Origin of the sequence: Gardnerella sp. DNF00571G (genome assembly GCF_049262695.1) — a bacterium.
In the GTDB taxonomy this organism is placed as follows: Bacteria; Actinomycetota; Actinomycetes; order Actinomycetales; family Bifidobacteriaceae; genus Bifidobacterium; species Bifidobacterium piotii.
Genome location: NZ_CP058396.1, coordinates 704,644 through 729,359, shown reverse-complemented (window position 1 = coordinate 729,359; position 24,716 = coordinate 704,644). Strand labels below are relative to the sequence as shown.

Genomic DNA, 24,716 nt, shown 5'->3' with positions numbered 1-24,716 from the left:
ACACCAACCCAAACTACTCTAAGAGTAAATCTTGATTCTTCTTAACATTAAAAACGCTATTTTGCAAAGTTGCGTTGCAAATAAATTTAGCTAAAGAATGGAATATTTGGCTGCTGGAAGATCCTCGTATAAGGCAAGCCTTATAAGCGTTTAAGCAATCGTGCAAAGCGTTGTTTACAAATGCTCTATGTGCTTTTACCTCTTTAGCGCATGAATTATCTATTAAAAACGCTGGTATTTTGCGCATAGTTGTTCCATCAACTATTGGAATATTTTTAGACGCGCTAAATGGGTTTACAGGATTTATTGTTACAACTATTAAAGAATGTAAACTTGCGATTTTTTGCAAATCGTTAAAATGTTTTTGCAAAATAGCGTATTCGTCCGTAATTATTACGATCAAACTATGTTTTTGTGTAATCGAATTAGCAAAATCAATAATTGCATTTGTATTTCTAGTCTTTTTACGTGCGTTGCATAGTGAAATATCTAAGCTACGTTCAAAATCGGGAAGATTCCTGCAAGATGGGATTCTTAAAATATCATCTCCATCAAATAAAGCGCAATTAAGCGAATCGTTGCGTTTTAAGCTTAAAGACGCAAAAAAGCATGCTGTGTTAGAAGCAATCTCATACAAGTGCTCATTGCTTTTAGATGCGCAAGAAGCATTCATATTTACGCTAGAATCCACAAGAATCCAAGTTTTAGAAGAAGATTCGCGCTGCCTGGAAGAAACCATCGGCTCGCCAACTCTTGCGCTGGCTTTCCAATTAATCATTCTGGCTTCGTCTCCAGGCTGCCACGCGTGAACGTCTACTAAGTCGCCATTGCCAAATTTTTGACTAGAAGGATGTTCTCCTTCGAAAATGCTTAAAGATTTTTTTGCAAGTGGCAAATTTAGGCGATTGTCTAATACTTCGATTTTTCTTCTAACTTTTTTAGACGAATCGGAGCATAGCAAACTTCTTTTAGCATTATTAGCAAAAAAAGTTGGATGAGAATAAGCGTTAAGCAGTTTTGCAAAAATCATGGTGCAGGAACCGTCTTCACTATTGCATCAATAACTTGATCGCTAGTAATTGAATCCGCTAAAGCTTCAAAAGTTAAAAGAATTCTGTGTCTAAGAACTTCGTGAGCAAACTTTTTAACATCTTCTGGAATAACGTAATCTCTTCCAGAAAGCAAAGCTTGAGCTTGACCAATGCGAATCAAAGCAATAGAAGCTCTAGGGCTTGCTCCCATTCTAACTAGCGAAGAAATAGTTTTAAGAGGATGACTTCCTTGGCCTCTAGAAGTTGCAACAATATCTACAGCATACTTCATAACAGCTTCCGAAACATGCACTCGCTTAGCAGCTGCGCGCAAAAAAGTAACGTCTTGCAAACTTATTTTTTGACTATTAAGCGTTTGAGGATTAAAAACGTCGCTTCCTCTGTTTGTTAGAAGCTCCAACATGCTTACTTCTTCGCTAGGTGAAGGATAAGTCATAACTGCCTTAAGCATAAAACGATCCATTTGAGCTTCTGGAAGATTAAAAGTGCCTTCTTCTTCAATAGGATTTTGCGTAGCAATAACCATAAAAGGTTGAGGTAGATTAATGCGTTCTCCGCCGATTGTTGTTGCGCCTTCGGCCATTGCTTCTAGCATAGCGGATTGTGTTTTTGCGTTAGAACGATTGATTTCGTCTAGAAGAATCACGTTTGCGTGAATAGGGCCGATTTGTGTTGTAAATCTTTGAGAAGCAAAGTCAAAAACTTGTGTTCCAACTAAGTCTGCTGGCATTAAATCAGGAGTGCATTGAATTCGCTTAAAACTTCCAGACATGGCTGTTGCAAGAGTCTGCGCAGCAGTTGTTTTTGCAAGTCCTGGAACTGATTCAATAAGAATGTGGCCCCCAGCAATAAGTGTCAAAATAAGTGATTCTCTAAGTGAATCTTGGCCTACAAGTGTTTGCGTGAATCTGGAGCGAAGAATGGCAGCTATTTGCTGTGCTTTTTTAATGCTTTCGTTAGACACGCCTACAGATATTGGCTGATTTACTTCGTCTATTGTGCTAGAAGCAACGCCATTGGAAACGGGCGTGCGAGGTTGAGGTGGAAGAGTGAAAACACCAGTATTCGCGCTATTATTTTGACTATTTGGTTGTGGAGGGAATAATGCCATGCGTTTTATTTTAACCGATATGCGCTACCTTAGATTCTTTTAGTTTCTATTTTTGGCAAGTCTTTACTCGTTTTTTCTATAAACTCCAGTCAATTGGTGTTGTGCCTAGAGATATTAATGCTTGATTTGCTTTAGAAAATGGCTTTGACCCAAAAAATCCTCTTGAAGCAGAAAGTGGGCTTGGATGAGGGGATTGAATAATTATTGCATTTGTAAGAAGTGGTCCTAGGCTTTGAGCGTTTCTGCCCCAAAGAATTGCCACAAGTGGTAGTGGTTTGCCATTAGCATCTTTACGATTATTTAATGCTGTTATTGCAGCATCTGTGATTTGTTCCCAGCCTTTTCCTTGATGACTATTAGCTTTTCCAGCTTCTACGCTAAGACATCTGTTCAAAAGCATTACGCCTTGCTTAGTCCAAGGTGTTAAATCGCCATTTTTAGGCATTGGAACGTTTAAGTCGCTAACTAATTCTTTGTAAATATTAGTCAAACTTTTAGGCAACGGTTTAACGCGAGCATCTACACAAAAACTAAGACCAACGGGGTGGCCTGGAGTAGGGTATGGGTCTTGGCCAACAATAAGAACTTTTATTTGATTAAAGGGGATTGTAAAAGCTCTAAGAATATTATGACTTTCTGGCAAAAATCGCCTTCCGCACGCCATTTCTTCGCGCAAGAAGTCTCCCATTTTGTGAATTTGCGGCTCAACTGGCTCAAGAGCATTTGCCCAATCTGGATCTATTAGCTCGTGCAAAGATTTTCGCTGCTTAATATTCATGTTTATCAACTCTAAAACAAGGCTTATAAAACAAGTGTGCAAACAAGTGTTGCAAATGCTAAAACAGATATTAGCGTAAACAAAAATTTTACGCTTTGTGCGCGCCATTCGCTAATATGGATTCATATTGTTTAGATAGTTTTAGAAGGGATGCAATTATGGCGCATAAGCAGAACGTGTCGTTTACACCAGATGCTTTTGATAATCCACCAGAAGGTCCTGTTGGTGTTCATCGCGGAAATCGCGCTTGGTATGCTGTATTGCTCCCGTATGTAGTAGTCATAGCTATGGCTGTTATTTTAGGCGTTTTTGCGTGGGCTATTATGTCTGGAGAAATCAACAATATTCGTTTGCCTTGGAGTGCAAATCAGTCAACAACTGCTAAGTCTTCTAACGTTAAGAGCGGTAAGATTGATGAGCGCAAGAGCAAGTCGGATGATGCTGATGACGATTCAGATGAAGATAGAGATCCAGTAAAAACCGATAAGTCAAACAAAACAGATAAAAACAGTAATAGCTCTAAGGATTCTAAAGACAATAATGCAAGCGACTCAAATGCTTCTGAACAACCTATTAACAAGACTGTTCCAGTAAGAGTTGTTAACGCAACAAAGATTCAGGGTCATGCGGCTCAAGAAGCAGCAAAGCTTAAGCAAGCAGGCTATTCAAGTGTAGAAGCTGCAAATCCTTCTGGAAATGTTCCTGCTGATTCTGTTGTTTGGTATAAGGGAGACGAGAATCGATCTGCTGCTGAAGATATTGCTAAGACGCTTGGAATTAGCAATGTTGAACCTGCAAATCAAATAGCAACTACTATTGTTGTTGTTTTGTGCAAGTAGAATTACGATTTTCTTATTTCGTAATAATTTTAACTAATAAATAATTGCTTAAGTAGCTAAGTAGAAAGTCGCAATAAATGGCTTTTTACTTGGCTATTTTTGCTTTTAGACTATAGATTTTTTCTATAGATTTTTGATTATAGTTGGCACTCGGGCACGTAGAGTGCTAATCTTCATTTAGCACTCAGTTTAACGGTTTAGTCAACAGCTGACGGTTGATTAGCTAAAAGAAGCATGAGTGAGTGTCCATAGTTAAGTTATGTGGAGGAATAATGGCAAAGATTATTGCCTATGAAGAGGATGCCCGCCAGGGTATGCTTGCTGGTCTTGATAAGCTTGCAAATACAGTAAAGGTCACTCTTGGACCAAAGGGTCGTAACGTAGTTCTAGATAAGTCTTACGGCGCTCCAACAATCACCAATGATGGCGTTTCAATCGCTAAAGAGATTGATCTTGAAGATCCATACGAGCGCATTGGTGCTGAGTTAGTTAAGGAAGTTGCTAAGAAGACTGATGACGTTGCAGGCGACGGCACTACAACCGCTACCGTTTTGGCTCAGTCTTTGGTGCATGAAGGCTTAAAGAATGTTGTTGCAGGAAGCAATCCAATTGCTCTTCGCCGCGGCATTGAAAAAGCTTCCGAAGCAATTGTTAAGGAATTGCTCGCATCTGCTAAAGACGTTGAAACAAAGGATCAAATCGCTGCTACTGCTACGATTTCTGCTGCCGACCCAGAAGTTGGCGAAAAGATTGCAGAAGCTCTAGATAAGGTTGGTCAGGACGGTGTTGTTACTGTTGAAGACAACAACAAGTTTGGTCTTGATTTGGACTTTACAGAAGGCATGCGCTTCGATAAGGGTTACATTTCTCCTTACTTTGTAACTAACGCAGAAGATCAGACTGCTGTTTTGGAAGACCCATACATCTTGCTCACTTCTGGCAAGGTTTCTAGCCAGCAAGACATTGTTCATGTTGCAGAACTTGTTATGAAGTCTGGTAAGCCATTGCTTATTATTGCGGAAGACGTTGATGGCGAAGCTTTGCCAACTCTTGTTCTTAACAAGATTCGTGGCACTTTCAACACTGTAGCTGTTAAGGCTCCAGGCTTTGGCGATCGTCGCAAGGCAATGTTGCAAGATATGGCAATTTTGACTGGCGCTCAGGTTGTTTCTGACGACCTTGGCTTAAAGCTCGATTCTATTGATGCATCTGTGTTTGGTCACGCATCTAAGGTGATTGTTTCTAAGGATGAAACAACTATCGTTTCTGGTGCTGGTTCTAAGGAAGATGTTGAGGCTCGTGTTGCTCAAATTCGCGGCGAAATTGAGAACACTGATTCCGATTACGATCGCGAAAAGCTTCAGGAGCGTCTTGCAAAGCTTGCTGGCGGCGTTGCTGTTATTAAGGTTGGTGCTGCTACAGAAGTAGAAGCCAAGGAGCGCAAGCATCGCATTGAAGACGCAGTGCGTAATGCTAAGGCTGCAATTGAAGAGGGCTTGCTCCCAGGTGGTGGCGTTGCTCTTGTTCAAGCTGCTGCAAAGGTTGAGAAGTCTCAAGAAATCGCAAATCTTAAGGGCGAAGAAGCTACGGGCGCTGCAATCGTGTTCCGCGCTGTAGAAGCTCCAATTAAGCAGATTGCTCAAAATAGCGGTGTTTCTGGAGACGTTGTTCTTAACAAGGTTCGCGAACTTCCAGAAGGCCAAGGCTTTAACGCTGCAACCAACGCTTACGAAGATTTGATGGCTGCTGGCGTTACCGACCCAGTTAAGGTAACTCGTTCTGCTCTACAGAATGCTGCTTCTATTGCTGGTTTGTTCTTAACAACCGAAGCTGTTGTTGCTAACAAGCCAGAAAAGCCAGCTGCAGCTCCAGCTGGCGGCGCAGAAATGGGCTACTAAATTAAATTAAGTTAACTCTTTGATTGAGTCTGTTTAGTTATTAAGCATGAGCGGTAAAGTTTTGGCTTTGCCGCTCATGTTTTTTGTGGTTTGTTTTTGTTTTTGTGACTTTTGTTTAGTTCATTGCAAACAAGGAAGTTGCTTGTGTTTCTGTATCCATGTAAATGTTAGAAACATTTTGCATTGCTAATTGAATTGCCTCTAGAGATTGCTCCATTTGTTGGTGTGCTGCACGCCATTGCCCAGCGGTTGCTGCAAACTGAGTTGCAGCAGGGCCAGTCCACACGCTTTGTAATTGCTGTAGATTTGCGTACATTCCATTTGTTGCGTCTCTAATCGCATTAATCGAAGATCCGACTGCTGCAGCAGATTGCTGAATTTGCTCTGAGTCTACTCTAAATTGTGCCATTTTTACTCCTTAATGTTTGTAAATGTATGTGTTTTTCTATGTTTTTTTTTTATTTCCGTGTTCTCTAATGCTTGTATAGAATGTGCTTGTACAGAATGATGCGTCTAAAACTTAATTTTGCTCTTGTTTCTTGTAATCTAAAAACACGGTATTATGAATATATGCCATTAAGCGATTATGACAAAGATTTTTTTACTAATGTGGTTAAAGGCTTATGCACACTTATAATGCTTGCGTTTTTGAGCCAAATTGTTCTATTTTCAAGCACTGCTTTTGCTGAAGATGAATCAAAAAATGGTGATTTAGCAAATAAAAGTTCTAATAATTATGGCATTGTTGCTACTGATTCAATCACAGATACGGAAAATCTTCTAGGGGATTCCGTTGCAAAAGTTTCCGATATGATTGCTAGCACAAAAAAGCAAACTGGAGTGTCTGTACGTCTTCTTTATTTAGCGAATTTTAGTGGTAGTAAAGACCCATCAAAGTGGGCTAGTGATTTATTAACAAGCACGAATCCACCTGCAAACACAGTTCTTCTAGCAGTTGCTACTCATGATGGAAAGCTTGTTGTTGCAGTTTCCCCTAATTCCGACGAATGGCTTAAAAGAAAAACAACAGTTGACTTATTGTCGGATGCAGCTTATAGACCATTAGTTAACGAGCAGGGTGCTGACTGGGCTAAGTCTGCGATTTTGCTTATGAAGCAGATTTCTAGAGCTAAAAAGACGTCGGTTACGCCTTCAACAAGTATTATTGCAACTATTGTTATGATTGTTGTGATCGCTGCATTGTTTGTAATTGTTGCGATTGTGCTTTATAGAAGAAATTATGTGCTAAAGCAAGTTAAACTGGGCTTTAGAAAAGCTAAGCGTAGGCACGCATCTAATAAATAAAATTATTTTTTCCAGGAAACACTCAGGAAACATTCAGCTTTATAAGTGATGCTAAACAGTATGGGTAAGAATGTAGAAGCATCTATTGTTGTGGTCGATGATGAACCTTCAATTCGTGAACTTTTGGTTGCATCGTTGCATTTTGCTGGATTTGACGTAGAAACCGCTGCTTCGGGATCGGAAGCAATCGAGGTTATAGAGCGCGTTCATCCAGATCTTATTGTTATGGACGTTATGTTGCCAGATATAGACGGTTTTACCGTTACAAGGCGAATCCGCCAAAATGGTGTAGTAGTGCCAGTTCTGTTTCTTACAGCTAGAGATGATACTCAAGATAAGATTATGGGCTTAACAGTTGGCGGAGACGACTACGTTACAAAGCCTTTTAGCCTAGAAGAAGTAGTTGCTAGAATACGAGCGATTTTGCGCAGAACTCAAGAGCCAGAAGAAGACACTCCTGTTGTGCGCGTTGCAGATTTAGAGATTAATGAGGACTCGCACGATGTTTCTAGAGCTGGAGTTCCAATCGAGCTAAGTCCTACGGAATACAAGCTTTTGCATTACTTAATGGATAACGAAGGCAGAGTGTTGTCTAAAAGCCAGATTCTTAATCACGTTTGGCAATACGATTGGGGTGGAGACGCAGCAATCGTTGAATCCTATATTTCTTATCTTAGAAAGAAAATCGACGGTATTGAGATTAAGCATGACGACGGCTCTATAGAGAAAGTTGTTCCACTTATTGAAACTAAGCGCGGAATTGGTTACATGATTCGCGTACCAAAGGCAGGTCAAGCCTGATTATGAATAGTGGCAAGTCTGCGGAAGTCGCTATTTATAATCCCGAAGTCGCTAATGCAAATGCGGATTATAAAAGCAAAAACAATAATCCTAATAAAAAGCATAAAGCATCAAAATGGATACGCAAACATCTAGATGCAATACCGTTGAGTACTCGATTAGTAGCATGTACTCTTGTAGTTTTAACTATTGCAGCATTTTGCATATCTTTGTCGATTAGGCAGCTAGTTGGAAGCTATTTGCTAGATAAAACCGATGCTCAGTTGGCAGATCAGGCTCAGCTTATTTACGACAATATTGATTTGCTTAGAAAAAAGGATTCAAAAGAGCCAACTGTAGGTCCAAACGATTATTTCTTGCAAATTCGCGATACTAATAACAAAATTATTACAACGCCTTTGGTTCCTCCGCTTAAAGGAGACGTTGTTTCTATGCCAACGCTGCCAGAAGATGGCGAAATTAACAGCGTTGTTATAAAAAGAAAGCCGTTTACATCTCCAGCTGTAGTTCATGGCGACCTTAAAAGCGTTGATGAAGCAACTGCAAAGGTTGCTCAGTCGCCGTGGCGCGTGTTAGTTCTTACGTGGGGTAATCGCAGTGGTTACAACTCCGAAATGCACGTTAGGGGTTACGTCTATATAGCGCTTTCTCTAAGCGATCAAATGGATACTCTAAACACTCTTACGCGCTATTGCTTAATGGTTAGTATAACTGTTATTTTGCTTGGTGCAGTTTTGTCTGCTTTGATTATTCAATCAACTCTTGTTCCGCTAAAAAGAATAGAAAAAACAGCTTCTAAAATTGCTTCTGGAGATTTAAGCAGACGAGTTCCTTCTGCTCCAGAAAACACGGAAGTTGGGTCTTTGGCAGCAAGCTTAAATTCAATGCTTTCTAGAATTGAGCAAGGCTTTAACGATCAAGAAGCAATGACAGAAAAAATGAAACGTTTTGTTTCAGATGCAAGTCACGAGCTTAGAACGCCTTTAGCTGCGATTCACGGTTATGCAGAATTGTATTACATGTGGAGAGGTGTTGCTGGTCAGCAAGATAAGGCAGATGATTCCATTGCTCACATTAAGGCTTCTAGCGAAAGAATGACAGAGCTTGTTGAAGATTTGCTTTCGCTAGCGCGATTTGATGAGGGGCGAGGAATAAATGTTTCTCAAACTGTTAATGTGACTCCAATTCTTAAAGATGCTGCTAATGACCTGCGCGCGCTTGATCAAGTTAGAGTTGTTCAGCAAGGAACATTGTATTTAGCAGATGACTTAAAGTTAATGGATTGCTCTAAGCCTACAAATTGCAATCTTGATAGAAAGTTTATTTTTACTCCAGGCTCGCTTCCTAACGTTACTATAAAGGGCGATGGAGCAAGGTTGCGTCAAGTTCTTACTAATATTGTTGGCAACATTCATCGTTATACTCCAAGTGATTCTCCTGTAGAAATTGGAATGGGAATTTTTAAAGCTTCGATTACTCCAGAAGCTTTGCAAAAAATGAGCTCTGTTTCTAAGTCTCTTAAGGATTTTTTGGAAGCAGCAGAAGTTAGCCAATCAACAGGTGCTGGCAGCTCTTACGTTGTTATAAGGGTTGTTGATCACGGTCCTGGAGTTCCAGAAGAATCGTTGCCTCATATTTTTGAGCGTTTCTATATTGCTGATCCTTCTAGAGCCAGGGAAAAGGGCGGTACGGGCTTAGGCATGTCTATTGCGCAATCTGTTGTTAAAGCTCATCGCGGTTTGATTTGCGCAACAACGTCTTGTGCGTATAGAACTAGTGAAGATGATTTTGCTACAGATATTTCTGCAGATATAACAATGAATGGAGATGAATCTTTGGATTCTAAGCCTCACGGTTTAACTCTTACAGTTGTATTACCAAATGTTATTATTGACGATAGTAGTGATAGTAACGATAGTGCAAACAAAGAAAATAATGTAGATAAATCAAATAAAATGCTTACAAGTGACTCTATTAGTGGTGTTGAAAATAACAAGACTGTTTAGACTGTTAGACTGTTTAGGTTGTAGGTTATTTAGATTATTTAGGTTGTTCTAGATTCATGCGCTACAATTAGAAAAGTGTGAATCTGTAGAGTTATGTGGATGTAGTAGAATTGATGATTCGCATAAAGTTTAGTGAATTTGAGTGAGGTGTGTTATGCCCAACGGGCGCGTTCGTTGGTATGATTCCCAAAAGGGATATGGCTTTATAGTGGATGAAGACGGCAAAGATGTATTTTTGCCTTCTTCTGCATTGCCATCGTCAATAAAAGAATTGCGTAAAGGTACGCGTGTGGAATTTTCTGTTGTAGAAGGACGCAAAGGCCCGCAAGCAATGGGACTTACACTCGTAGCTTCTGCTCCTTCGCTTGTAAAGGCTACAAGGCCAAAAGCAGAAGATATGGCTGCAATCGTAGAAGACCTTATTAAGCTTTTAGACTCTGCTGGCAACGGCTTGCGTAGACGCCATTATCCATCTAGTGCAGAATCTAAAAAGCTCGCGCACTTGTTGCGTGCTGTAGCAGATAATTTTGACGTACAAGATTAATAGTTAACAGGATTTTTTATGGAAGATGAAGTAATAAATCCGCAGGAGCTTGCTTATGAAGTTGCTGTGGAAACTTCGGAGCGCAAAAACGCTGTAGGCGATTTTGTAGGCAAAATGGATCTTGGTAGCAATGTTACTGATTTCCGTTTTGCTTGCACTATGCTTGGCTATGAAGGCTGGCAATGGTCGGTAACGCTGTATCATGATGAAGATGCTGGTCGTTGGACTGTTAATGAATCTAGTCTTGCTCCAACTGAAGATTCATTACTTCCTCCTCCTTGGGTTCCTTGGAAAGATAGACTTAGGCCTACGGATCTTTCGGTTATGGATTCAATAGGCACTGCAGAAGATGACTCCAGGCTTGAAGATGGAGTTAAGCTTGATGGTGCTCAAGAAAATGATGCATCTGAAGACGGTTCGCAATGCGCTAAAGATAGTGAAAACAGTAATAACGACGCAGATAGCGAGAATAGCGAAAATATCGCGGATAGTTCAGATAGTTCGGATAGCAAAAGCGCATATAAGGCAGATAACGCGAGTGCAGAAGATGATGAAAATCTTGAGAATGGGGAGTCAAAAGAAGATTTTGAAGATGCTGTTGAAACTTTCCGCTTAACTCGAAAAAGAGTTATGACTGCTCAGGCTATAGCTCAAACTGCAAAAAGATGGTATGCGGGTCAACATGGGCCAAAGTCACTTTCTACTAAGATTGCAGATGGAAAAGCTTGCTCGTCATGTGGATTTATGATTCCTCTTGCGGGAAGTCTTGGAAACATGTTTGGAGTTTGCGCAAATATGTGGAGCCCAGACGATGGGCGAGTAGTTGCGCTTGATCATGGATGCGGAGAACATTCCGAAATAGCGCCTCCTGAGCCATCGCAGCTTTGGGTTCAATCAGAGCCTGCTTACGACGACTATCACATTGAGATTGTTCCTCAAACACCTAGAGAAGAACGTGCAGATGTTGAGCTTATAGAAGAAGCGATTGAAGATAGCAAAGAAAATCGCAAGTCAAGGCGTAAGCGCGTTTTGGATGAAAATAATCAAGATAGTAAAGAGCACGATGACGATGGTTTGCGCAATGAGGATGAAGATATTGCAAACAATAATAGTGGTTTGCAATATGAAGATAGTGAAGAATCCAAGATCAGTGCGCAAATCGTAGATAGTACAGAATTTGAAGATAATTTTGACTCAAATAATAATCCGCGCTCAAATGATTAGTCTCACGGATTCTATAGAGGCATTGCTCTAGAGTCATGGCAACTCGTTACCATGGAACAAGGATAAAAACGGAAGGCAATTATGTTTGAACGGTTCACTGACCGCGCTCGGCGTGTTATTGTGCTAGCGCAAGAAGAAGCGCGCGCTCTTCAGCATAACTACATTGGTACTGAGCATATTCTTTTAGGCCTTATTAGAGAAGGTGAAGGAATAGCAGCAAAAGCTTTGAGTGCAAAAGGCGTAGATTTAGACGGTACTCGCAAACAAGTAAAAGAGATGATTGGAACGGGTACTGTTTCGCCTAATGGCCACATACCTTTTACTCCGCATGCTAAGCAAGTGCTTGAGCTTAGTTTGCGTGAAGCTTTGCAACTTGGTCATAGTTATATTGGTACTGAGCATATTCTTTTAGGCCTTATTAGAGAAGGCGAAGGCGTTGGAACGCAAGTGCTTATTAAAATGGAGGTTGATTTAGGCGATCTTCGTAGCACGGCAATGGATTTGATTCGTGGCAATTCTGGCATTCCAGCAGACGGTCAAGGCGCAGAACTTGCAAATGCTGGGGGAGTTCAAGATAAACGCAATCAGTCTGGTTCTGCTCTTTTAGATCAGTTTGGAAGAAATCTTACTAACGAAGCTCAACAAGGCAAGCTTGACCCTGTTATTGGACGCTCTAAAGAAATTGAGCGCGTTATGGTTGTGCTTTCTCGCAGAACTAAGAATAATCCTGTTCTTATTGGCGAGCCAGGCGTTGGTAAAACAGCTGTTGTAGAAGGACTTGCGCAAAAGATTGTTGTTGGAGATGTTCCAGAAACGCTAAAAGGTAAGCAAGTCTATTCTCTTGATCTTGGCTCAATGGTTGCAGGTTCTCGTTACCGTGGTGATTTCGAAGAGCGATTAAAGAAGGTTCTTAAAGAGATTAAGACTCGCGGAGATATTGTTCTATTTATTGACGAGATTCACACTATTGTTGGCGCAGGTTCTGCTGATGGCGCTTTAGGCGCTTCAGATATGCTTAAGCCTATGCTTGCGCGTGGTGAGCTACAAACAATTGGTGCTACAACTACAGACGAGTATAGAAAGTATATTGAAAAGGATGCGGCTTTGGAACGAAGATTCCAGCCTATTCAGGTTCAAGAGCCTTCTATTGCGGAGACAATCGAGATTCTAAAGGGTTTGCGTGAGCGCTACGAGAATCATCATCACGTAACTATTACGGATGGTGCTTTGCAATCTGCAGCCGAAATGTCTGCTCGCTATATTCAAGATAGGAATTTGCCAGATAAGGCGATTGATTTGATTGATGAAGCTGGAGCTAGATTGCGCATTAAGCGATTAACGGAGCCTCCAGAGATTAAGGAACTTGATTCTAAGATTTCTAAACTTTCAGACAAGAAAGACGAAGCTATTAAGAGCCAAGATTTTGAAAAGGCTGCCGACTTGCGAGATGAACAAGAAAAGCTTGAGGAAGATCGCAAGGCTAAGGAGCAAGCTTGGCGCGAAGGCGAGTCGAAAGTGAATATGGTTGTAGATGAAGATGTTATTGCGTCTGTTGTTTCTAATACAACCGGTATTCCTGTTGTTAAGCTCACTCAAGCCGAGTCTAAAAAGCTACTTGGCATGGAGGCGGAGCTTCATAAGCGCATTATTGGTCAAGATGAGGCTGTTTGTGCACTTTCTCGCTCTATTCGTCGTGCTCGAGTAGGACTGAAAGATCCAAAGCGTCCATCTGGTTCGTTTATTTTTGCTGGCCCTACTGGTGTTGGTAAAACGGAGCTTGCTAAAGCGTTGGCTCAGTTCTTGTTTGACGATGAAGATGCGCTTATTCGCATAGATATGTCGGAGTTTGCAGAAAAGTATGCTGCTTCTCGTCTATTTGGTGCTCCTCCAGGGTACGTTGGATACGAGGAGGGTGGCGAGCTTACAGAGAAGGTTCGTAGGAAGCCATTCTCGGTGGTGCTTTTTGACGAGATTGAAAAAGCTCATCCAGATATTTTCAACACGCTTTTGCAAGTTCTGGACGATGGTCATTTAACTGATGGCCAAGGTAGAAAAGTTGATTTTAAGAATACGATTATTATTTTGACTACAAATCTTGGTACTCGAGATATTGCTAAGTCTGCGAATACTGGTTTTAGTCTTGCAAATAATGAAGAATCGTCTTATCAACGTATGAAAGATCAAGTTAATTCGGAGCTTAAGCGCCAATTCCGCCCTGAGTTCCTTAACCGCTTAGACGATACGATTGTGTTCCGTCAGCTTACTGAGCCAGAGGTTCGTCAAATTGTTGATCTAGACATTAAGCTTTTAAATGATCGATTGTTTGAACGCCATATGACTTTGGAGCTTACGGATAATGCTAAGAATCTTCTTGCTCAAAAGGGCTTTGACCCTCTTCTTGGTGCAAGACCATTGCGCAGGGTTATTCAACGAGATATTGAAGACGCTATTAGCGAGAAGATTTTGCTTGGCGATTTAACAGACGGAGAATGCGTTGAGGTGGATGCCGAAGGCGAAGGGTTGCTTGGAGAATTTATTTTCCGCGGTAAGAAGTTTGATTCCGCATGCAGCGACTCTAAGTCGGCAGAATCCACTGATTCCAATGATTCTTCTGAATCAAGCGAATCAACTAAATCAACCGAATCTGATTCCGCTTCTAAAGTCGAATCGGAGTCTTAGTTGCACAATTAAGATTTCGATTAAAATCTCTTAATAAACTTAATCTCCGTTAATATGCAAGCTTAGCACGCAAATTAACGGAGATTTTTTTGATTTGCGTCTTTCTTAAGTGTTTTTAGCATTTCTAAAATTTGCTTAGGATTAGTTTCTGGCAAATAGGAGCTTGTAACAGCTAGCGATATTTGCGCAAGCTTTGCAGAATCCAAGTAGCATATATACACAGGACTATTGGTTGGTTGGAACTTTTTCTTAAAGAAGTACAACGACTTAAATCCGTATGCTGGTTCCAAAATGTCGGACATCATCTCTAGAGCATGAACAATAATCTCGTTAGATTCATGGTGATTTACGTCATTTTGTGCATGTTCTACGCCATCATTATCATTATTTTCTATATCGTCATTGTTGTTAACAGTGTTCGCTTCACTTTGCAAAGAAGTTGAAGTACTAGAATCGTTTGAGTCGCAAATATCTGTTATTCCAGCAAGAGGAGCAGCAGAAAGACTCATAAATTCCACAGCAGATTCTGGATTCTCAAGTCCTTCATCTCTTAAGCGTTCCGCCATTCTTGCAATAAGAAGCTCCATAATTCCATTAGGACTATCCGTACGGTGCCTCATAAAATCAAGAGTCCACCCTATTACGCGATTGTTGCTATAAGTAGGCATCCAGCTTGTAACACCAAGAACCTTGCCATTATTGTCAATTGCATACAAAATTTTCACTCGAGGATCGTGCAATTCTTCTAATCCGCCAAGAGTAAACTTCATTTCTGGAAGAGATTTAAGCTCTGCCCACTCTTCCGAAATCTCAATAATCTGTTGTTGAATTTTCCACGGAGCATCGTTGTATGTGCTAAGAACATCTGTTATTCCATCGCGTTTTGCTTTGTTTATAGCGGTACGAATATCTTGCCACTTTTTTCCACGAGTTTGCCACTCTTTAGGGTAAACAAGCATATCGCTTCCAACTTTAATAGACATAAAACCAAGAGATTCTAGGTTTTTGCGGTCTTCCTCATGCACAGCATAGAAAGCTGGAGACCAAGAGTTTTGCTCGCAAAGTTGAATAAACGCTTTCAAATCATTCTTATATTCTGATTTATCTCCAAAAGGCCCTGTTAATGTTAAAGCAATTCCGTACTTAAGCCTATATGCTATTGCGGAGCGTTCTGTGTTAGAGAACCAATAGTGATTGTCTGGCCAAGTAGTCATAAAGCTCATTGTGTCTCCGCCAAAATGAACTAATTGACTTGCTTTTTTACGATCTTCTTCGTTAATAGTAACTTTGTTCTTAAACCACATAAGGCAAACAACAAAAAGAACAATCCAAAGAAGAACTCCAACGCATTGAGTAATAGCAGAAGCAAGTGGAGTTAATGGCATAAGCATTGCGTTAGATCTTGTTCCAAATCCCATAGGCATCCAACGTCCTGGAAGGTCACGGAGTAAATGATGCAAGTCTGCTGCAGGCTTAAACTCATTTGGAGCAATTAATCCAAAGCAAACATATCCTATTCCAGTAGAAAATAGTGCAAGAACAATTGCGACTAAGCCAATTCTGCGTTCAAACTTATCGCTATGATTTGGAAAATGCTTTATGTTTATAAACAATAGTATTGCGATTAATAGTGGAGGCAGAGCAGTGAGCATAAACGCTATAGAAGTTGCATTATTCTTGTGGAAAATCATAGCTTGCTTAGCTGCGATTAATGGCAAAATCGCAAAATACATAGTTGCATAAATTGCAGTAAGTCCATTAATTGTTATAGCGGCATAAGCTGCAAGCCTTCTTCCGCGTAAAAGTCCCCAAGATATAATCATTAAAGTAACAATAGGCAAAAGAATACGAATCCAAAGACCGCCAATTGTTGCGTGTTGCAATCCAGAATGAAGCAAACAGCTGCTGGAACTATAGTTCGATATGCATCTTGCAAGCCAAGGTTTTGTGCCCATTTGTGGAGACATGAACAAGCCAAGAGTTGTTAGTATTCCAGCGTGAGATCTTGAAGACAATGCAAGAACAGGGCCTAACGCCATAATAAGTTGCGCTATTGAAAAAAGACGCCTAATTTCGTAGTCTGTTCCATGCCACCAGCTTGCGCTTTTAGCAGTATTAGTTTTGTTGTTCTTGTTCATTGCATTGCCAATAATATGGCCACAAATCGCTGCAAAAATCGTGCAATAATCCCCAGGATTTCCACTATAAAGAAGCATTGCAGATGTTATTGAATAGCCCAAAACAAGCATTCGTCTACGCCACAAGATTGATTCGCATGTTGCTGCAGACATAAACGCGCCAACAAAAAGCGTAAAAGGCGAAAGCCTAATTGGTATTCTAGTAATCCAATGCATATTGCGAATAATCGCAGAAAGATTGCCAATTAGTGTTAGCCCTAGCAAAGTTCCAATAAGCGTGCTAGATACAGAAACAAAAAGCAAACGCATTTTTCCAATTCTTGTTTCTGCTAATCCGATTAAAACCAAAGAAAGAATAGCGTTAACAGCTAAAGACGGAAAACTGTTTACAAAGAAAAGCGAGTGGAACAGTTTAAGCAAAAGTTGAGGAACGTTTCTATGGCCAAAAAGGAATGGGGAGCCAATTTTTGGCTTATGGTACGAGAAAAATTGTGCAAGGGTAGCGTTTGTACCGTAAGTGTAAATGTGCATTACAGTACGGAAAATCCAATGTACAAGGTTTATAAGCAAAAATACAAGCGTGATTTTTACTGCAAGAACTCGTTGAGACAGCCAGATTCTAACATCATTGCTTAGTATAGATAAATGATGTTTTGCTGTTGACTTGTGATTTTTTGATAAAAAGTTTGGCATGTTTATCGCCTCACCTTCTGATTAACAACCACTTGAATATTACTATAAGAGCTTAAATCTGGATCATGCTTTGCTATTTCAGCGTCTTTACAAAGATGATCAATAGCAACCTTTAATCCGCTTTGAACCGTATGCCAATCGTGGCCTGAGCCTTTAGAAATCATTGTTATAACACTTATTCCAGCTTTATGTGCTGCAATAGCAATAGTGGATTGATTTATTTGTGATTTTGGATCCCATGCTCCTGCTATTGAATAATAATTTTGATTTAATGGAGCGTTTTTTCTCATTATGTTTGCTGGAATATGCTTTTCGTATTCCTTGCGATTTCCGTTAAAATAGCGGTTTATTGTTTCGTTTTTATTCTTGTAAGTTGGCTCTAATTCTCCGCCAGCAGAATACATGTTTCCAAACAACTTTGGGTACGCTGGAACTATTTGAGTTGCACAAGTTCCACCTTGAGAAAATCCTCCCATAAGCCAAAGTGCTGGATTTGTGCTTGCAGGAAGATTTTTGCGAATCCAGCTAACAACATCTTTAGTCAGGTACGTTTGAGCGTTTCCATAAACTTTTGTGTTTGCGCAAAGTGAATTGTGTGTTGAAGTGCCATTCTGGTCTGGGGAAACAACAATCGGAGCTAAACCATTGTGTTTTTTAGCGTAAGCGTCTAAAGTATTCACTATTTCGCTTGCAGCAAATAGTCTATTAGGGCTTCCTGGCTGGCCAGAAAGAAGAACCATTACAGGAAGTTTTGGAGCAAATTTTGTTAGCGCAGCTGGAGGAAGATACACGTTTGCGATTCTAGCTCGGAAGTTTGATTGCGTTGCTGGAATTCTAACAGAGCGGCTAATGCCTTTAGACGGCATTTTAGGCAGTTTTTTCTGATCTGCTAGTAAGTTCCAATCTTTAATTTCCATAACTGCATTGTGTTTATTATGCTCTTCTAGCTTTGGGTAATTTCCTAATCCAAAAACAGATCCAATAGTCGTGTATTCTCCGTAAATCATGTTTACGCGAATCATTGTTGCTAAAACAAATAAGATAATTGAAAAAATGGCGAAAGCTCTTCTGTATCCCTTAGAAATTATTGCAGCGCTTAGAGCAAAGCCTACGGCAGCAAATCCTCCTGCAATCGAAAAAATCACAAGCCAGCCAAGACTTACGCCAAACACAAGAAAAACGTCGGATATTAGCCAAGTTATGAATCCAAAAATAATGGCGAATAAAAATGCTGAGCCTAGTTGAGTTAATAGTTTTGGAAAATACTTTGACTTTTTAGGTTTTGTAATTAAAAGAACAGCTAAGCATAATGCAGATATTGCGAATATGCTTATAGGTAGAGTGCCGTGCATTAAGTTAATTGTGGCAATAAATTGCTTCATTCTTACTGTTCCTTAAAACCTCGCTAGATTGAAGATAACAAACACAACCTTTGCAAATATAGTATATAATCCTTAAAATTTTCTATATTTTGTCATCTATTATAATGATAAATGCTATAGAACACCTTACAATACGTCAAAAGTATGAATATGCATAGTTTTATACGGTTGTTTGGTATGACGATAGTGATACTTAAGATGTATGTGTAGACTAATACGTACACGATATGCGTTAAGAACGTAATAAATGTAATATGCATTGAATATTGGGCATTAAACATGGGCATGAATCAGAAGGGTGCAAAATTGCCATTAAGCAATTCTCTTACAATTTTTAAGCAATTTGATCGTTTTAAGATTAGGTTTGCTCGTTGGGCGTATTGCGCTCTGTTTGTTGCTTTCTGTGCAATAATGGTTATGATTGTGCAGCTTTCTGTACAGCGTTCTGGTCGAGTAGAAATGACTTCATCACTTTCGGCAAGCGCTTGGAACATAATCTCAAAAATGTGGCTTAAGCTTAATTTTGTTTTTGTGCTTAATCTTCTTATTCTTGCGTTGATTTATGGTATTTTGCTAATAATCATAAACCGTTTTTGGATTACGTCTGCTATTTTGATTAGCGCATCTATAATTGTTTCTGTTATTGAATATATGAAAGTGAATGTTCGATACGAAACGATTCTTCCAGCTGACTTAAACTTTTTAAAAAGTAATACTGGAAATATCGCATCTTTTCTTCCAGACAACGCAAATGCCGTTATTTTTAGCTCTATTGTTGCTGTTCTAATAACTTGGGTTATTGCGCTTTTGTTGCATGTTTTAGATGTTAATCATGGAAAAATCGTTATTATTGCAAATTTAAGAACTTCGATTTTGGTTCGTGTTGTAACTTTAATCGCATTATTAGCGACTTTTGGATGGTATATTTGCACAGTTGGAACTGTTGATTCTAGCGCAAACAATTTTGCTAAGTTTATGGGAGACACGCCATCAATGTGGGACTCCGTTTACGACGCTCAAAGAAACGGCGCATTAGTGGCATTTTTAAGGCAAGTAAACCCAAAGGTTATGGATAAGCCTTCGGATTACAGTGAGCGAACTATGAGCGCTTTGCTAGAAAAATACAATAATGAAGCAAAGAAAATAAACGCTTCTAGAAAGTCAAAAATCTCCGATAATACTGTTGTTTATGTGCTTTCGGAATCATTCTCTAATCCAATAAGAGTTCCTGGATTGCAACTAAATAAGAATCCAATGCCGTTTATAAGCTCTTTGAAAGAGAAAACAGATAGCGGTTTAATGCTTTCTTCTGGCTACGGCGGAGGAACTGCAAATCTTGAATATATGTCTCTTACGGGATTGAGCATGGTGAACTTTAACTCATCTCTTACAAGCCCGTATCAGCAGCTTGTTCCAAATTCTTCTTGGACTCCTACGATTAACAGGTATTGGGGTAGTGAAGCAAATTCCATAGCATTCCACCCGTATGAGCCTAGCATGTACTTGCGCTCAACAAACTATAAGAAGTTTGGTTTTAGTAAGTTCTACTCGCTAGAATCTCCTAATGTTATTGCTCACAAAAATATGCTTGATAAATCGCCTTATGTTTGCGACGAGTCTGCGTATAAAAGTGCGTTTGAAAAAATCGCATCTAGTAAAAATAATCAATTTGTGCAAATAGTCACAATGCAAAATCATATGCCATTTAGGAATTGGTATAAGAACAATGATTTTAAGGCTAGTTCAAAGCCTAGCTCGCCAAAGCTTGGAAGCTCGGAAATATCTTCGATTGAAACATACGCTAAGGGAGTGAGTTACACAGATAAAGCAACTCAAGAGTTCTTAAATGACTTGGATTCTATAGATAAGCCAGTGACTGTTGTATTCTATGGAGATCATCTTCCTGGAATATATAGTACTGCCAGCGATGATGAGAATAATTCTCTTGATTTGCATCTAACTGATTACTTTATTTGGTCAAATAAAAAAGCTAGAGAAAATAATAAAGCTCCAAACAAAATTAGTGACTATTATTCTTCTCCAAACTTCTTTATATCGCAAGTGGCGTCTCACACAAATTCTAAAGTTTCGCCATATCTTGCATTCCTTACAAAATTGCACGAAAAGATTAGTGCAATGGAGCCTCCTGTAGTAAATAAGATTCAGGGGTGGGATAGAATTCCGCAAGGCCAGCCAATTTACTTGAATCCAAGCGGAAAGCCAATGATTGCTAGTAGTATGAACAAAGAAACTAAACAATTATTGCATGATTACCGTTTGATTCAATATGATATTACGGCTGGAAAGCATTATCTTAAAAACACAAACTTTCTTGGTTTTTAATTTTTCAATGCTTTAAGTGCTTTAGTTGCAATGTCGTGCCTATAAAACATGTTAGAAAGATTAAGATTGTCTAATATGCTATAGGCTTTTGATTGAGCATCTTTAACATCTTTGCCATTTACTTGCAAAAGTGCCACTCTTCCAGAAGACGTTACAAGATTATTGTTTTCGTCTAATTTAACACCAGAATAGTAAACATTTTGATCTGCGCTATTAAGAGCGATTTGTGGCAGAGGTGTTCCTGTAACAAGCTTTCCTGGGTATCCTTTGCTTGCTAACACAACGCCAAGAGTTACGCCATTTTTAATCCAAGTAAATGTTGGTTCTTTGCCATGCAAAATGTTAAAAATAGCTTCGCCAAAGTCGCTAGTAAGTCTTGGAAGAACAACCTCTGTTTCTGGGTCTCCAAAGCGAGCGTTAAATTCTATGACTTTTGCGCCTTGCTCTGTGTTAATCAATCCAGCGTACAAAACTCCTGTAAAAGGCATGCCTTCGCTTGCAAGAGCTTGCAAAGTTGGGCGTACGATTTTATCAATCGCTTGTTTTACAACTTCATCGCTGATTTGCGGAACAGGGCTATAAGCTCCCATGCCGCCTGTGTTTGGACCAGTATCGCCATCATGAGCGCGCTTGTGATCTTGAGAAATTGGCATAACCCAAAAATCTGTTCCGTTAGCAAAACTCATTAATGAGAATTCTTCGCCTTCTAAAAACTCTTCTATAACTACTTTTGCTCCAGCTTTGCCAAAACGATGGTCTACAAAAATATCGTCTAAAGCTGCGAGCGCCTCATCAACGCTAGTGGCAACTGTTACGCCTTTCCCAGCAGCCAAGCCGTCTGCTTTAATAACAATAGGAGCGCCTTGATTTTTAACGTACTCAATCGCTGGTTCTAGCTCGCTAAATGTTTGGTAGGCGGCTGTTGGAATATTATGCCTTTGCATAAGTTGCTTTGCAAAATCCTTAGATCCTTCAATTTGAGCAGCCGCTTTGTTTGGGCCAAATGCTGGGATTCCATTAGCTTCAAAATCGTCAACAATGCCATTCATAAGAGGCACTTCGGGGCCAATAAAAGCAAAGTCGTAGTTGTTGCTCTTAACAAATTCGATTAAAGCGTTGTGATCCGATTCGCTAATGTTTTCAGTTTTGATTCCGCTTTTAATCATGCCTGGGTTTCCAGGAGCAACTGTGACTTCGCTAACGCTTTTACTTGCTAAAAATGCAACTGCGATTGCGTGTTCTCGTGCGCCTGAGCCTACAACTAAAACTTTCATCTTTAATCCTTTATTACTTTAAGATTTTGTGAATTATAACAACTCAACTGCAACGTTTTCGCGTTTAATCATTTTGCCAATAACATACGCTTGTTCATTATTGTTTTTAAGGATTTGCATAGCTTCATCTGCTTTATTTGCATCAATTGCTAATACCATTCCGATTCCCATGTTAAAAACGTTGAACATTTCTGAGTGGTCTACTTTACCCGACTTTTCAATAAGGTTGAAAATTGCAGGAACTTGCCACTTTTTTGTGTCGATTTGTGCTGCAAGATTATTTGCAAACATTCTTGGAATGTTTTCTATAAATCCGCCGCCTGTAATATGAGCTACGCCTTTAATAAGATGATTAGCAAAAAGCGGTTTTAATGCTTTAACGTAGATTTTTGTAGGCTCTAAAAGAACTTCGCCAATAGATTTGCCACACAATTCTTCTGGTTTACTATTTACGTTGTAATTAGCTACATCAAAAAGTGCTTTTCTAACAAGTGAGAATCCGTTTGAGTGTACTCCCGAAGATGCAAGTCCTATAAGAGTGTCTCCAGGCGTGATTTTAGAGCCATCAACAATGTTTTCTCTTTCTGCAACTCCTACAGCAAACCCTGCAAGATCGTACTCGCTTTGATCGTACATTCCTGGCATTTCTGCAGTCTCTCCGCCAATTAATGCTGCTTCTGATTGCACGCATCCGTCTGCAACGCCAGAAACAACTTGCTCAAGTATTTCTGGATTGTTTCTTCCGCAAGCAATGTAATCAAGGAAGAACAGAGGCTGTGCTCCTTGAGCTGCAATATCGTTTACACACATAGCAACGCAATCAATGCCAATCGTATTATGCTTTTGCATCATTTGCGCAATCATAAGCTTTGTGCCAACTCCGTCTGTTCCAGAAATTAGCACTGGGTCTTTGTATCCAAGGCTTGCTAAATCAAACAGGCCGCCAAAACCGCCAATTCCGCCCATAACGCCTGGTCTTTTTGTGCGATTTACGTGGGATTTTATTCTTCGCACAACCTCGTAGCCAGCTTCTACGCTAACGCCAGCTTGTTCATATGCGTTTGGCATTTAAGAATCCTTTCGTGTTTGTTTTAAGTGTTTTAAGTGTTTAGTCGAAGTTTAGTCGTAGTTTAATCGCAGTTTTTAGTCGCAAAATTGTATTTACTATTCTTTTTAATATTCTCTAAAACTTCCTTGTCTTCTTTAGAAAGCGAAGCTAAGAATTCATCTCGGTAGTCGTCTAAAGCGGTAGGGTAGTCGCCATTAAAATACGCTACGCATAATCCTCCGTACGGAGCAGGCTTATTTAACCCAATAGATTCAACAAGACCGTCTAAAGATAAAAACGCTAAAGAGTCAGCGCCAATATATTCGCGAATTTGCTCAACAGAATGTTTAGCTGCAATAAGCTCTTTAGTTGTTTGAATATCGATTCCGTAGAAGCACGGGTATTTAAGAGGAGGCGAAGAGATTCGCATATGAACCTCTTTAGCGCCAGCTTCTCTAAGAAGACGAACAATCCTCTTAGACGTTGTTCCGCGAACGATTGAATCGTCAATAACAATTACGCGCTTTCCTTTAACAACACCTCTAACAGCCGAAAGCTTCATGCGAACGCCTTGTTCTCTAAGCTCTTGCGTTGGCTGAATAAAAGTGCGCGCAACGTATTGATTTTTAATCAAACCCATCTCGTTAGGGATTCCGCTTGTTTCGGCGTATCCAGCAGCTGCAGAAAGCGAAGAATTAGGAACTCCAATCACCATATCTGCGTCTACAGGAGACTCTTTAGCTAAGCGTGCTCCCATGCGCTTTCGCGCAGAATGAACATTAATGCCGTAAATATTAGAATCTGGGCGAGCAAAATAGATAAACTCCATTGAGCAAACAGCGTGCTGAATATTTTTTGCATAACGCTCAATCTTGTATCCATCATTATTAATAACGATTATTTCGCCAGGCTCAATGTCTCTAATAAACTCCGCGCTAACAATATCTAAAGCGCAAGTTTCCGATGCAAGAACGTAAGCACCATTACTCATTCTTCCTAGACTAAGAGGCCTAAAACCATTAGGATCCGTTGCTCCAACAAGCGCGTCTTCTGTAAGAAGTAAGTATGCAAAACCGCCATGAACAGTTAACAGCGCTTCTTTAAGCTTATCCATAAACGAAGTTTTATTCGACCTTCTAATAAGGTGCATCAAAACTTCTGTGTCGGAGTTAGAGTGGAAAATCGCTCCGCAATCTTCTAGCTTATTTCTAAGAGTTGTGCAATTAGTAAGATTGCCATTATGTCCTAAAGCAACATCTCCATCGTGGAAAGAAAACAGAAAAGGTTGAATGTTCTCAACGCTTCCAGATCCAGCAGTCGCGTAACGAACGTGGCCAATCGCGCTGTTTCCAGTAAGATGCTTCATAATGTCTTCGTTTGCAAAAACTTGAGTTAAAAGACCTAAGTTTCTGTATCCTTTAAGATGGCCATTATCGTTTGCAACTATTCCAGCACCTTCTTGGCCTCTATGTTGCAATGCGTGCAAGCCAAAGTAGGTAAGCCTTGCGGCATCGGAATGACCCCACACTCCAAAAACGCCACATTCTTCGTGAACTCCTTCAAGTTCAGCAGACATTCGCACCCCCTATTGTTTTAAAGTT

18 protein-coding genes are annotated in these 24,716 nt (G+C 40.0%); 9 read left to right on the top strand and 9 right to left on the bottom strand.

Annotated features, from left to right (window positions below; genetic code table 11):
• Positions 1-13: 13 nt before the first annotated feature.
• The 3 genes from HXT30_RS03070 to HXT30_RS03060 form a co-directional block, all read right to left on the bottom strand.
• Positions 14-1,030, bottom strand: coding sequence for a DUF58 domain-containing protein (locus HXT30_RS03070; RefSeq protein ID WP_422111801.1), 1,017 nt, complete (start codon positions 1,028-1,030; stop codon positions 14-16).
• The gene (locus tag HXT30_RS03065; protein WP_016791921.1) at positions 1,027-2,163 is read right to left on the bottom strand and encodes an AAA family ATPase; all 1,137 of its coding nucleotides are present in this window, start codon (positions 2,161-2,163) and stop codon (positions 1,027-1,029) included. The genes HXT30_RS03070 and HXT30_RS03065 overlap by 4 nt, the downstream gene beginning before the upstream one ends.
• A 76-nt stretch (positions 2,164-2,239) precedes the next feature.
• Complete coding sequence (locus tag HXT30_RS03060; RefSeq protein WP_422111800.1) at positions 2,240-2,941, bottom strand: uracil-DNA glycosylase; 702 nt, start codon at positions 2,939-2,941, stop codon at positions 2,240-2,242.
• 158 nt (positions 2,942-3,099) lie between these two features.
• Here HXT30_RS03060 and HXT30_RS03055 point away from each other — a divergent pair, with 158 nt between their 5' ends.
• Positions 3,100-3,780, top strand: a complete 681-nt coding sequence (locus HXT30_RS03055; protein ID WP_415701367.1) for a LytR C-terminal domain-containing protein — start codon at positions 3,100-3,102, stop codon at positions 3,778-3,780.
• A gap of 272 nt (positions 3,781-4,052) precedes the next feature.
• Entirely contained in the window at positions 4,053-5,678 is a 1,626-nt protein-coding gene (gene groL / locus HXT30_RS03050; RefSeq protein ID WP_016791925.1) for a chaperonin GroEL, read from the top strand.
• 115 nt (positions 5,679-5,793) lie between these two features.
• Here groL and HXT30_RS03045 read toward each other — a convergent pair whose 3' ends face one another.
• Positions 5,794-6,087: a WXG100 family type VII secretion target gene (locus HXT30_RS03045; RefSeq protein WP_422111799.1), complete on the bottom strand. Its 294-nt coding sequence runs from the start codon at positions 6,085-6,087 to the stop codon at positions 5,794-5,796.
• 161 nt (positions 6,088-6,248) lie between these two features.
• Here HXT30_RS03045 and HXT30_RS03040 point away from each other — a divergent pair, with 161 nt between their 5' ends.
• The 6 genes from HXT30_RS03040 to HXT30_RS03015 all read left to right on the top strand — a co-directional run bounded on the left by HXT30_RS03040 (position 6,249) and on the right by HXT30_RS03015 (position 14,237).
• Complete coding sequence (locus HXT30_RS03040; RefSeq protein WP_032815892.1) at positions 6,249-6,983, top strand: TPM domain-containing protein; 735 nt, start codon at positions 6,249-6,251, stop codon at positions 6,981-6,983.
• A gap of 60 nt (positions 6,984-7,043) precedes the next feature.
• Complete coding sequence (locus HXT30_RS03035) at positions 7,044-7,784, top strand: response regulator transcription factor (protein WP_032812835.1); 741 nt, start codon at positions 7,044-7,046, stop codon at positions 7,782-7,784.
• 2 nt (positions 7,785-7,786) lie between these two features.
• A complete protein-coding gene (locus HXT30_RS03030; protein ID WP_415701368.1) occupies positions 7,787-9,790 on the top strand; it encodes a sensor histidine kinase in 2,004 nt (667 codons plus the stop codon).
• A gap of 154 nt (positions 9,791-9,944) precedes the next feature.
• Positions 9,945-10,334, top strand: coding sequence for a cold-shock protein (locus HXT30_RS03025; protein WP_016635790.1), 390 nt, complete (start codon positions 9,945-9,947; stop codon positions 10,332-10,334).
• A gap of 18 nt (positions 10,335-10,352) precedes the next feature.
• Positions 10,353-11,558 carry a DUF3027 domain-containing protein gene (locus HXT30_RS03020; RefSeq protein WP_422111798.1) on the top strand — a complete coding sequence of 402 codons (1,206 nt, stop codon included), beginning with the start codon at positions 10,353-10,355 and terminating at the stop codon, positions 11,556-11,558.
• A gap of 81 nt (positions 11,559-11,639) precedes the next feature.
• Positions 11,640-14,237, top strand: coding sequence for an ATP-dependent Clp protease ATP-binding subunit (locus HXT30_RS03015; protein WP_422111797.1), 2,598 nt, complete (start codon positions 11,640-11,642; stop codon positions 14,235-14,237).
• A 74-nt stretch (positions 14,238-14,311) separates the two neighbouring features.
• On the opposite strand, the gene HXT30_RS03010 is transcribed toward HXT30_RS03015, so the two are convergent.
• Positions 14,312-17,068, bottom strand: coding sequence for a bifunctional lysylphosphatidylglycerol flippase/synthetase MprF (locus tag HXT30_RS03010; protein WP_422111796.1), 2,757 nt, complete (start codon positions 17,066-17,068; stop codon positions 14,312-14,314).
• Positions 17,069-17,070: 2 nt separating this feature from the next.
• Positions 17,071-18,450 (bottom strand): alpha/beta hydrolase-fold protein, encoded by a 1,380-nt coding sequence (locus tag HXT30_RS03005; protein ID WP_422111795.1) that lies wholly within the window; start codon positions 18,448-18,450, stop codon positions 17,071-17,073.
• Between the two features lie 285 nt (positions 18,451-18,735).
• Here HXT30_RS03005 and HXT30_RS03000 point away from each other — a divergent pair, with 285 nt between their 5' ends.
• On the top strand, positions 18,736-20,793 hold the full coding sequence (locus tag HXT30_RS03000; RefSeq protein ID WP_422111828.1) for an LTA synthase family protein: 2,058 nt from the start codon (positions 18,736-18,738) through the stop codon (positions 20,791-20,793).
• Here HXT30_RS03000 and purD read toward each other — a convergent pair.
• The 3 genes from purD to purF all read right to left on the bottom strand — a co-directional run bounded on the left by purD (position 20,790) and on the right by purF (position 24,691).
• Entirely contained in the window at positions 20,790-22,067 is a 1,278-nt protein-coding gene (gene purD / locus HXT30_RS02995) for a phosphoribosylamine--glycine ligase (protein WP_422111794.1), read from the bottom strand. The genes HXT30_RS03000 and purD overlap by 4 nt on opposite strands.
• 33 nt (positions 22,068-22,100) lie before the next feature.
• Positions 22,101-23,135 carry a phosphoribosylformylglycinamidine cyclo-ligase gene (purM, locus tag HXT30_RS02990; protein ID WP_016801451.1) on the bottom strand — a complete coding sequence of 345 codons (1,035 nt, stop codon included), beginning with the start codon at positions 23,133-23,135 and terminating at the stop codon, positions 22,101-22,103.
• A gap of 62 nt (positions 23,136-23,197) precedes the next feature.
• On the bottom strand, positions 23,198-24,691 hold the full coding sequence (gene purF / locus HXT30_RS02985) for an amidophosphoribosyltransferase (RefSeq protein WP_016635272.1): 1,494 nt from the start codon (positions 24,689-24,691) through the stop codon (positions 23,198-23,200).
• Between the last annotated feature and the right edge of the window lie 25 nt (positions 24,692-24,716).

What these genes read in the sequence shown, in the direction of transcription:
- HXT30_RS03025 (WP_016635790.1), top strand. Translation starts at nt 9,945, where the DNA reads ATGCCCAACGGGCGCGTTCGTTGGTATGATTCCCAAAAGGGATATGGC.
- groL (WP_016791925.1), top strand. Translation starts at nt 4,053, where the DNA reads ATGGCAAAGATTATTGCCTATGAAGAGGATGCCCGCCAGGGTATGCTT.
- HXT30_RS03070 (WP_422111801.1), bottom strand. Translation starts at nt 1,030, where the DNA reads ATGATTTTTGCAAAACTGCTTAACGCTTATTCTCATCCAACTTTTTTT.
- HXT30_RS03045 (WP_422111799.1), bottom strand. Translation starts at nt 6,087, where the DNA reads ATGGCACAATTTAGAGTAGACTCAGAGCAAATTCAGCAATCTGCTGCA.
- HXT30_RS03060 (WP_422111800.1), bottom strand. Translation starts at nt 2,941, where the DNA reads ATGAATATTAAGCAGCGAAAATCTTTGCACGAGCTAATAGATCCAGAT.
- purM (WP_016801451.1), bottom strand. Translation starts at nt 23,135, where the DNA reads ATGCCAAACGCATATGAACAAGCTGGCGTTAGCGTAGAAGCTGGCTAC.
- purF (WP_016635272.1), bottom strand. Translation starts at nt 24,691, where the DNA reads ATGTCTGCTGAACTTGAAGGAGTTCACGAAGAATGTGGCGTTTTTGGA.
- HXT30_RS03040 (WP_032815892.1), top strand. Translation starts at nt 6,249, where the DNA reads ATGCCATTAAGCGATTATGACAAAGATTTTTTTACTAATGTGGTTAAA.
- HXT30_RS03000 (WP_422111828.1), top strand. Translation starts at nt 18,736, where the DNA reads ATGAATCAGAAGGGTGCAAAATTGCCATTAAGCAATTCTCTTACAATT.
- HXT30_RS03015 (WP_422111797.1), top strand. Translation starts at nt 11,640, where the DNA reads ATGTTTGAACGGTTCACTGACCGCGCTCGGCGTGTTATTGTGCTAGCG.
- HXT30_RS03005 (WP_422111795.1), bottom strand. Translation starts at nt 18,450, where the DNA reads ATGAAGCAATTTATTGCCACAATTAACTTAATGCACGGCACTCTACCT.
- purD (WP_422111794.1), bottom strand. Translation starts at nt 22,067, where the DNA reads ATGAAAGTTTTAGTTGTAGGCTCAGGCGCACGAGAACACGCAATCGCA.
- HXT30_RS03065 (WP_016791921.1), bottom strand. Translation starts at nt 2,163, where the DNA reads ATGGCATTATTCCCTCCACAACCAAATAGTCAAAATAATAGCGCGAAT.
- HXT30_RS03030 (WP_415701368.1), top strand. Translation starts at nt 7,787, where the DNA reads ATGAATAGTGGCAAGTCTGCGGAAGTCGCTATTTATAATCCCGAAGTC.
- HXT30_RS03010 (WP_422111796.1), bottom strand. Translation starts at nt 17,068, where the DNA reads ATGCCAAACTTTTTATCAAAAAATCACAAGTCAACAGCAAAACATCAT.
- HXT30_RS03055 (WP_415701367.1), top strand. Translation starts at nt 3,100, where the DNA reads ATGGCGCATAAGCAGAACGTGTCGTTTACACCAGATGCTTTTGATAAT.
- HXT30_RS03020 (WP_422111798.1), top strand. Translation starts at nt 10,353, where the DNA reads ATGGAAGATGAAGTAATAAATCCGCAGGAGCTTGCTTATGAAGTTGCT.
- HXT30_RS03035 (WP_032812835.1), top strand. Translation starts at nt 7,044, where the DNA reads ATGGGTAAGAATGTAGAAGCATCTATTGTTGTGGTCGATGATGAACCT.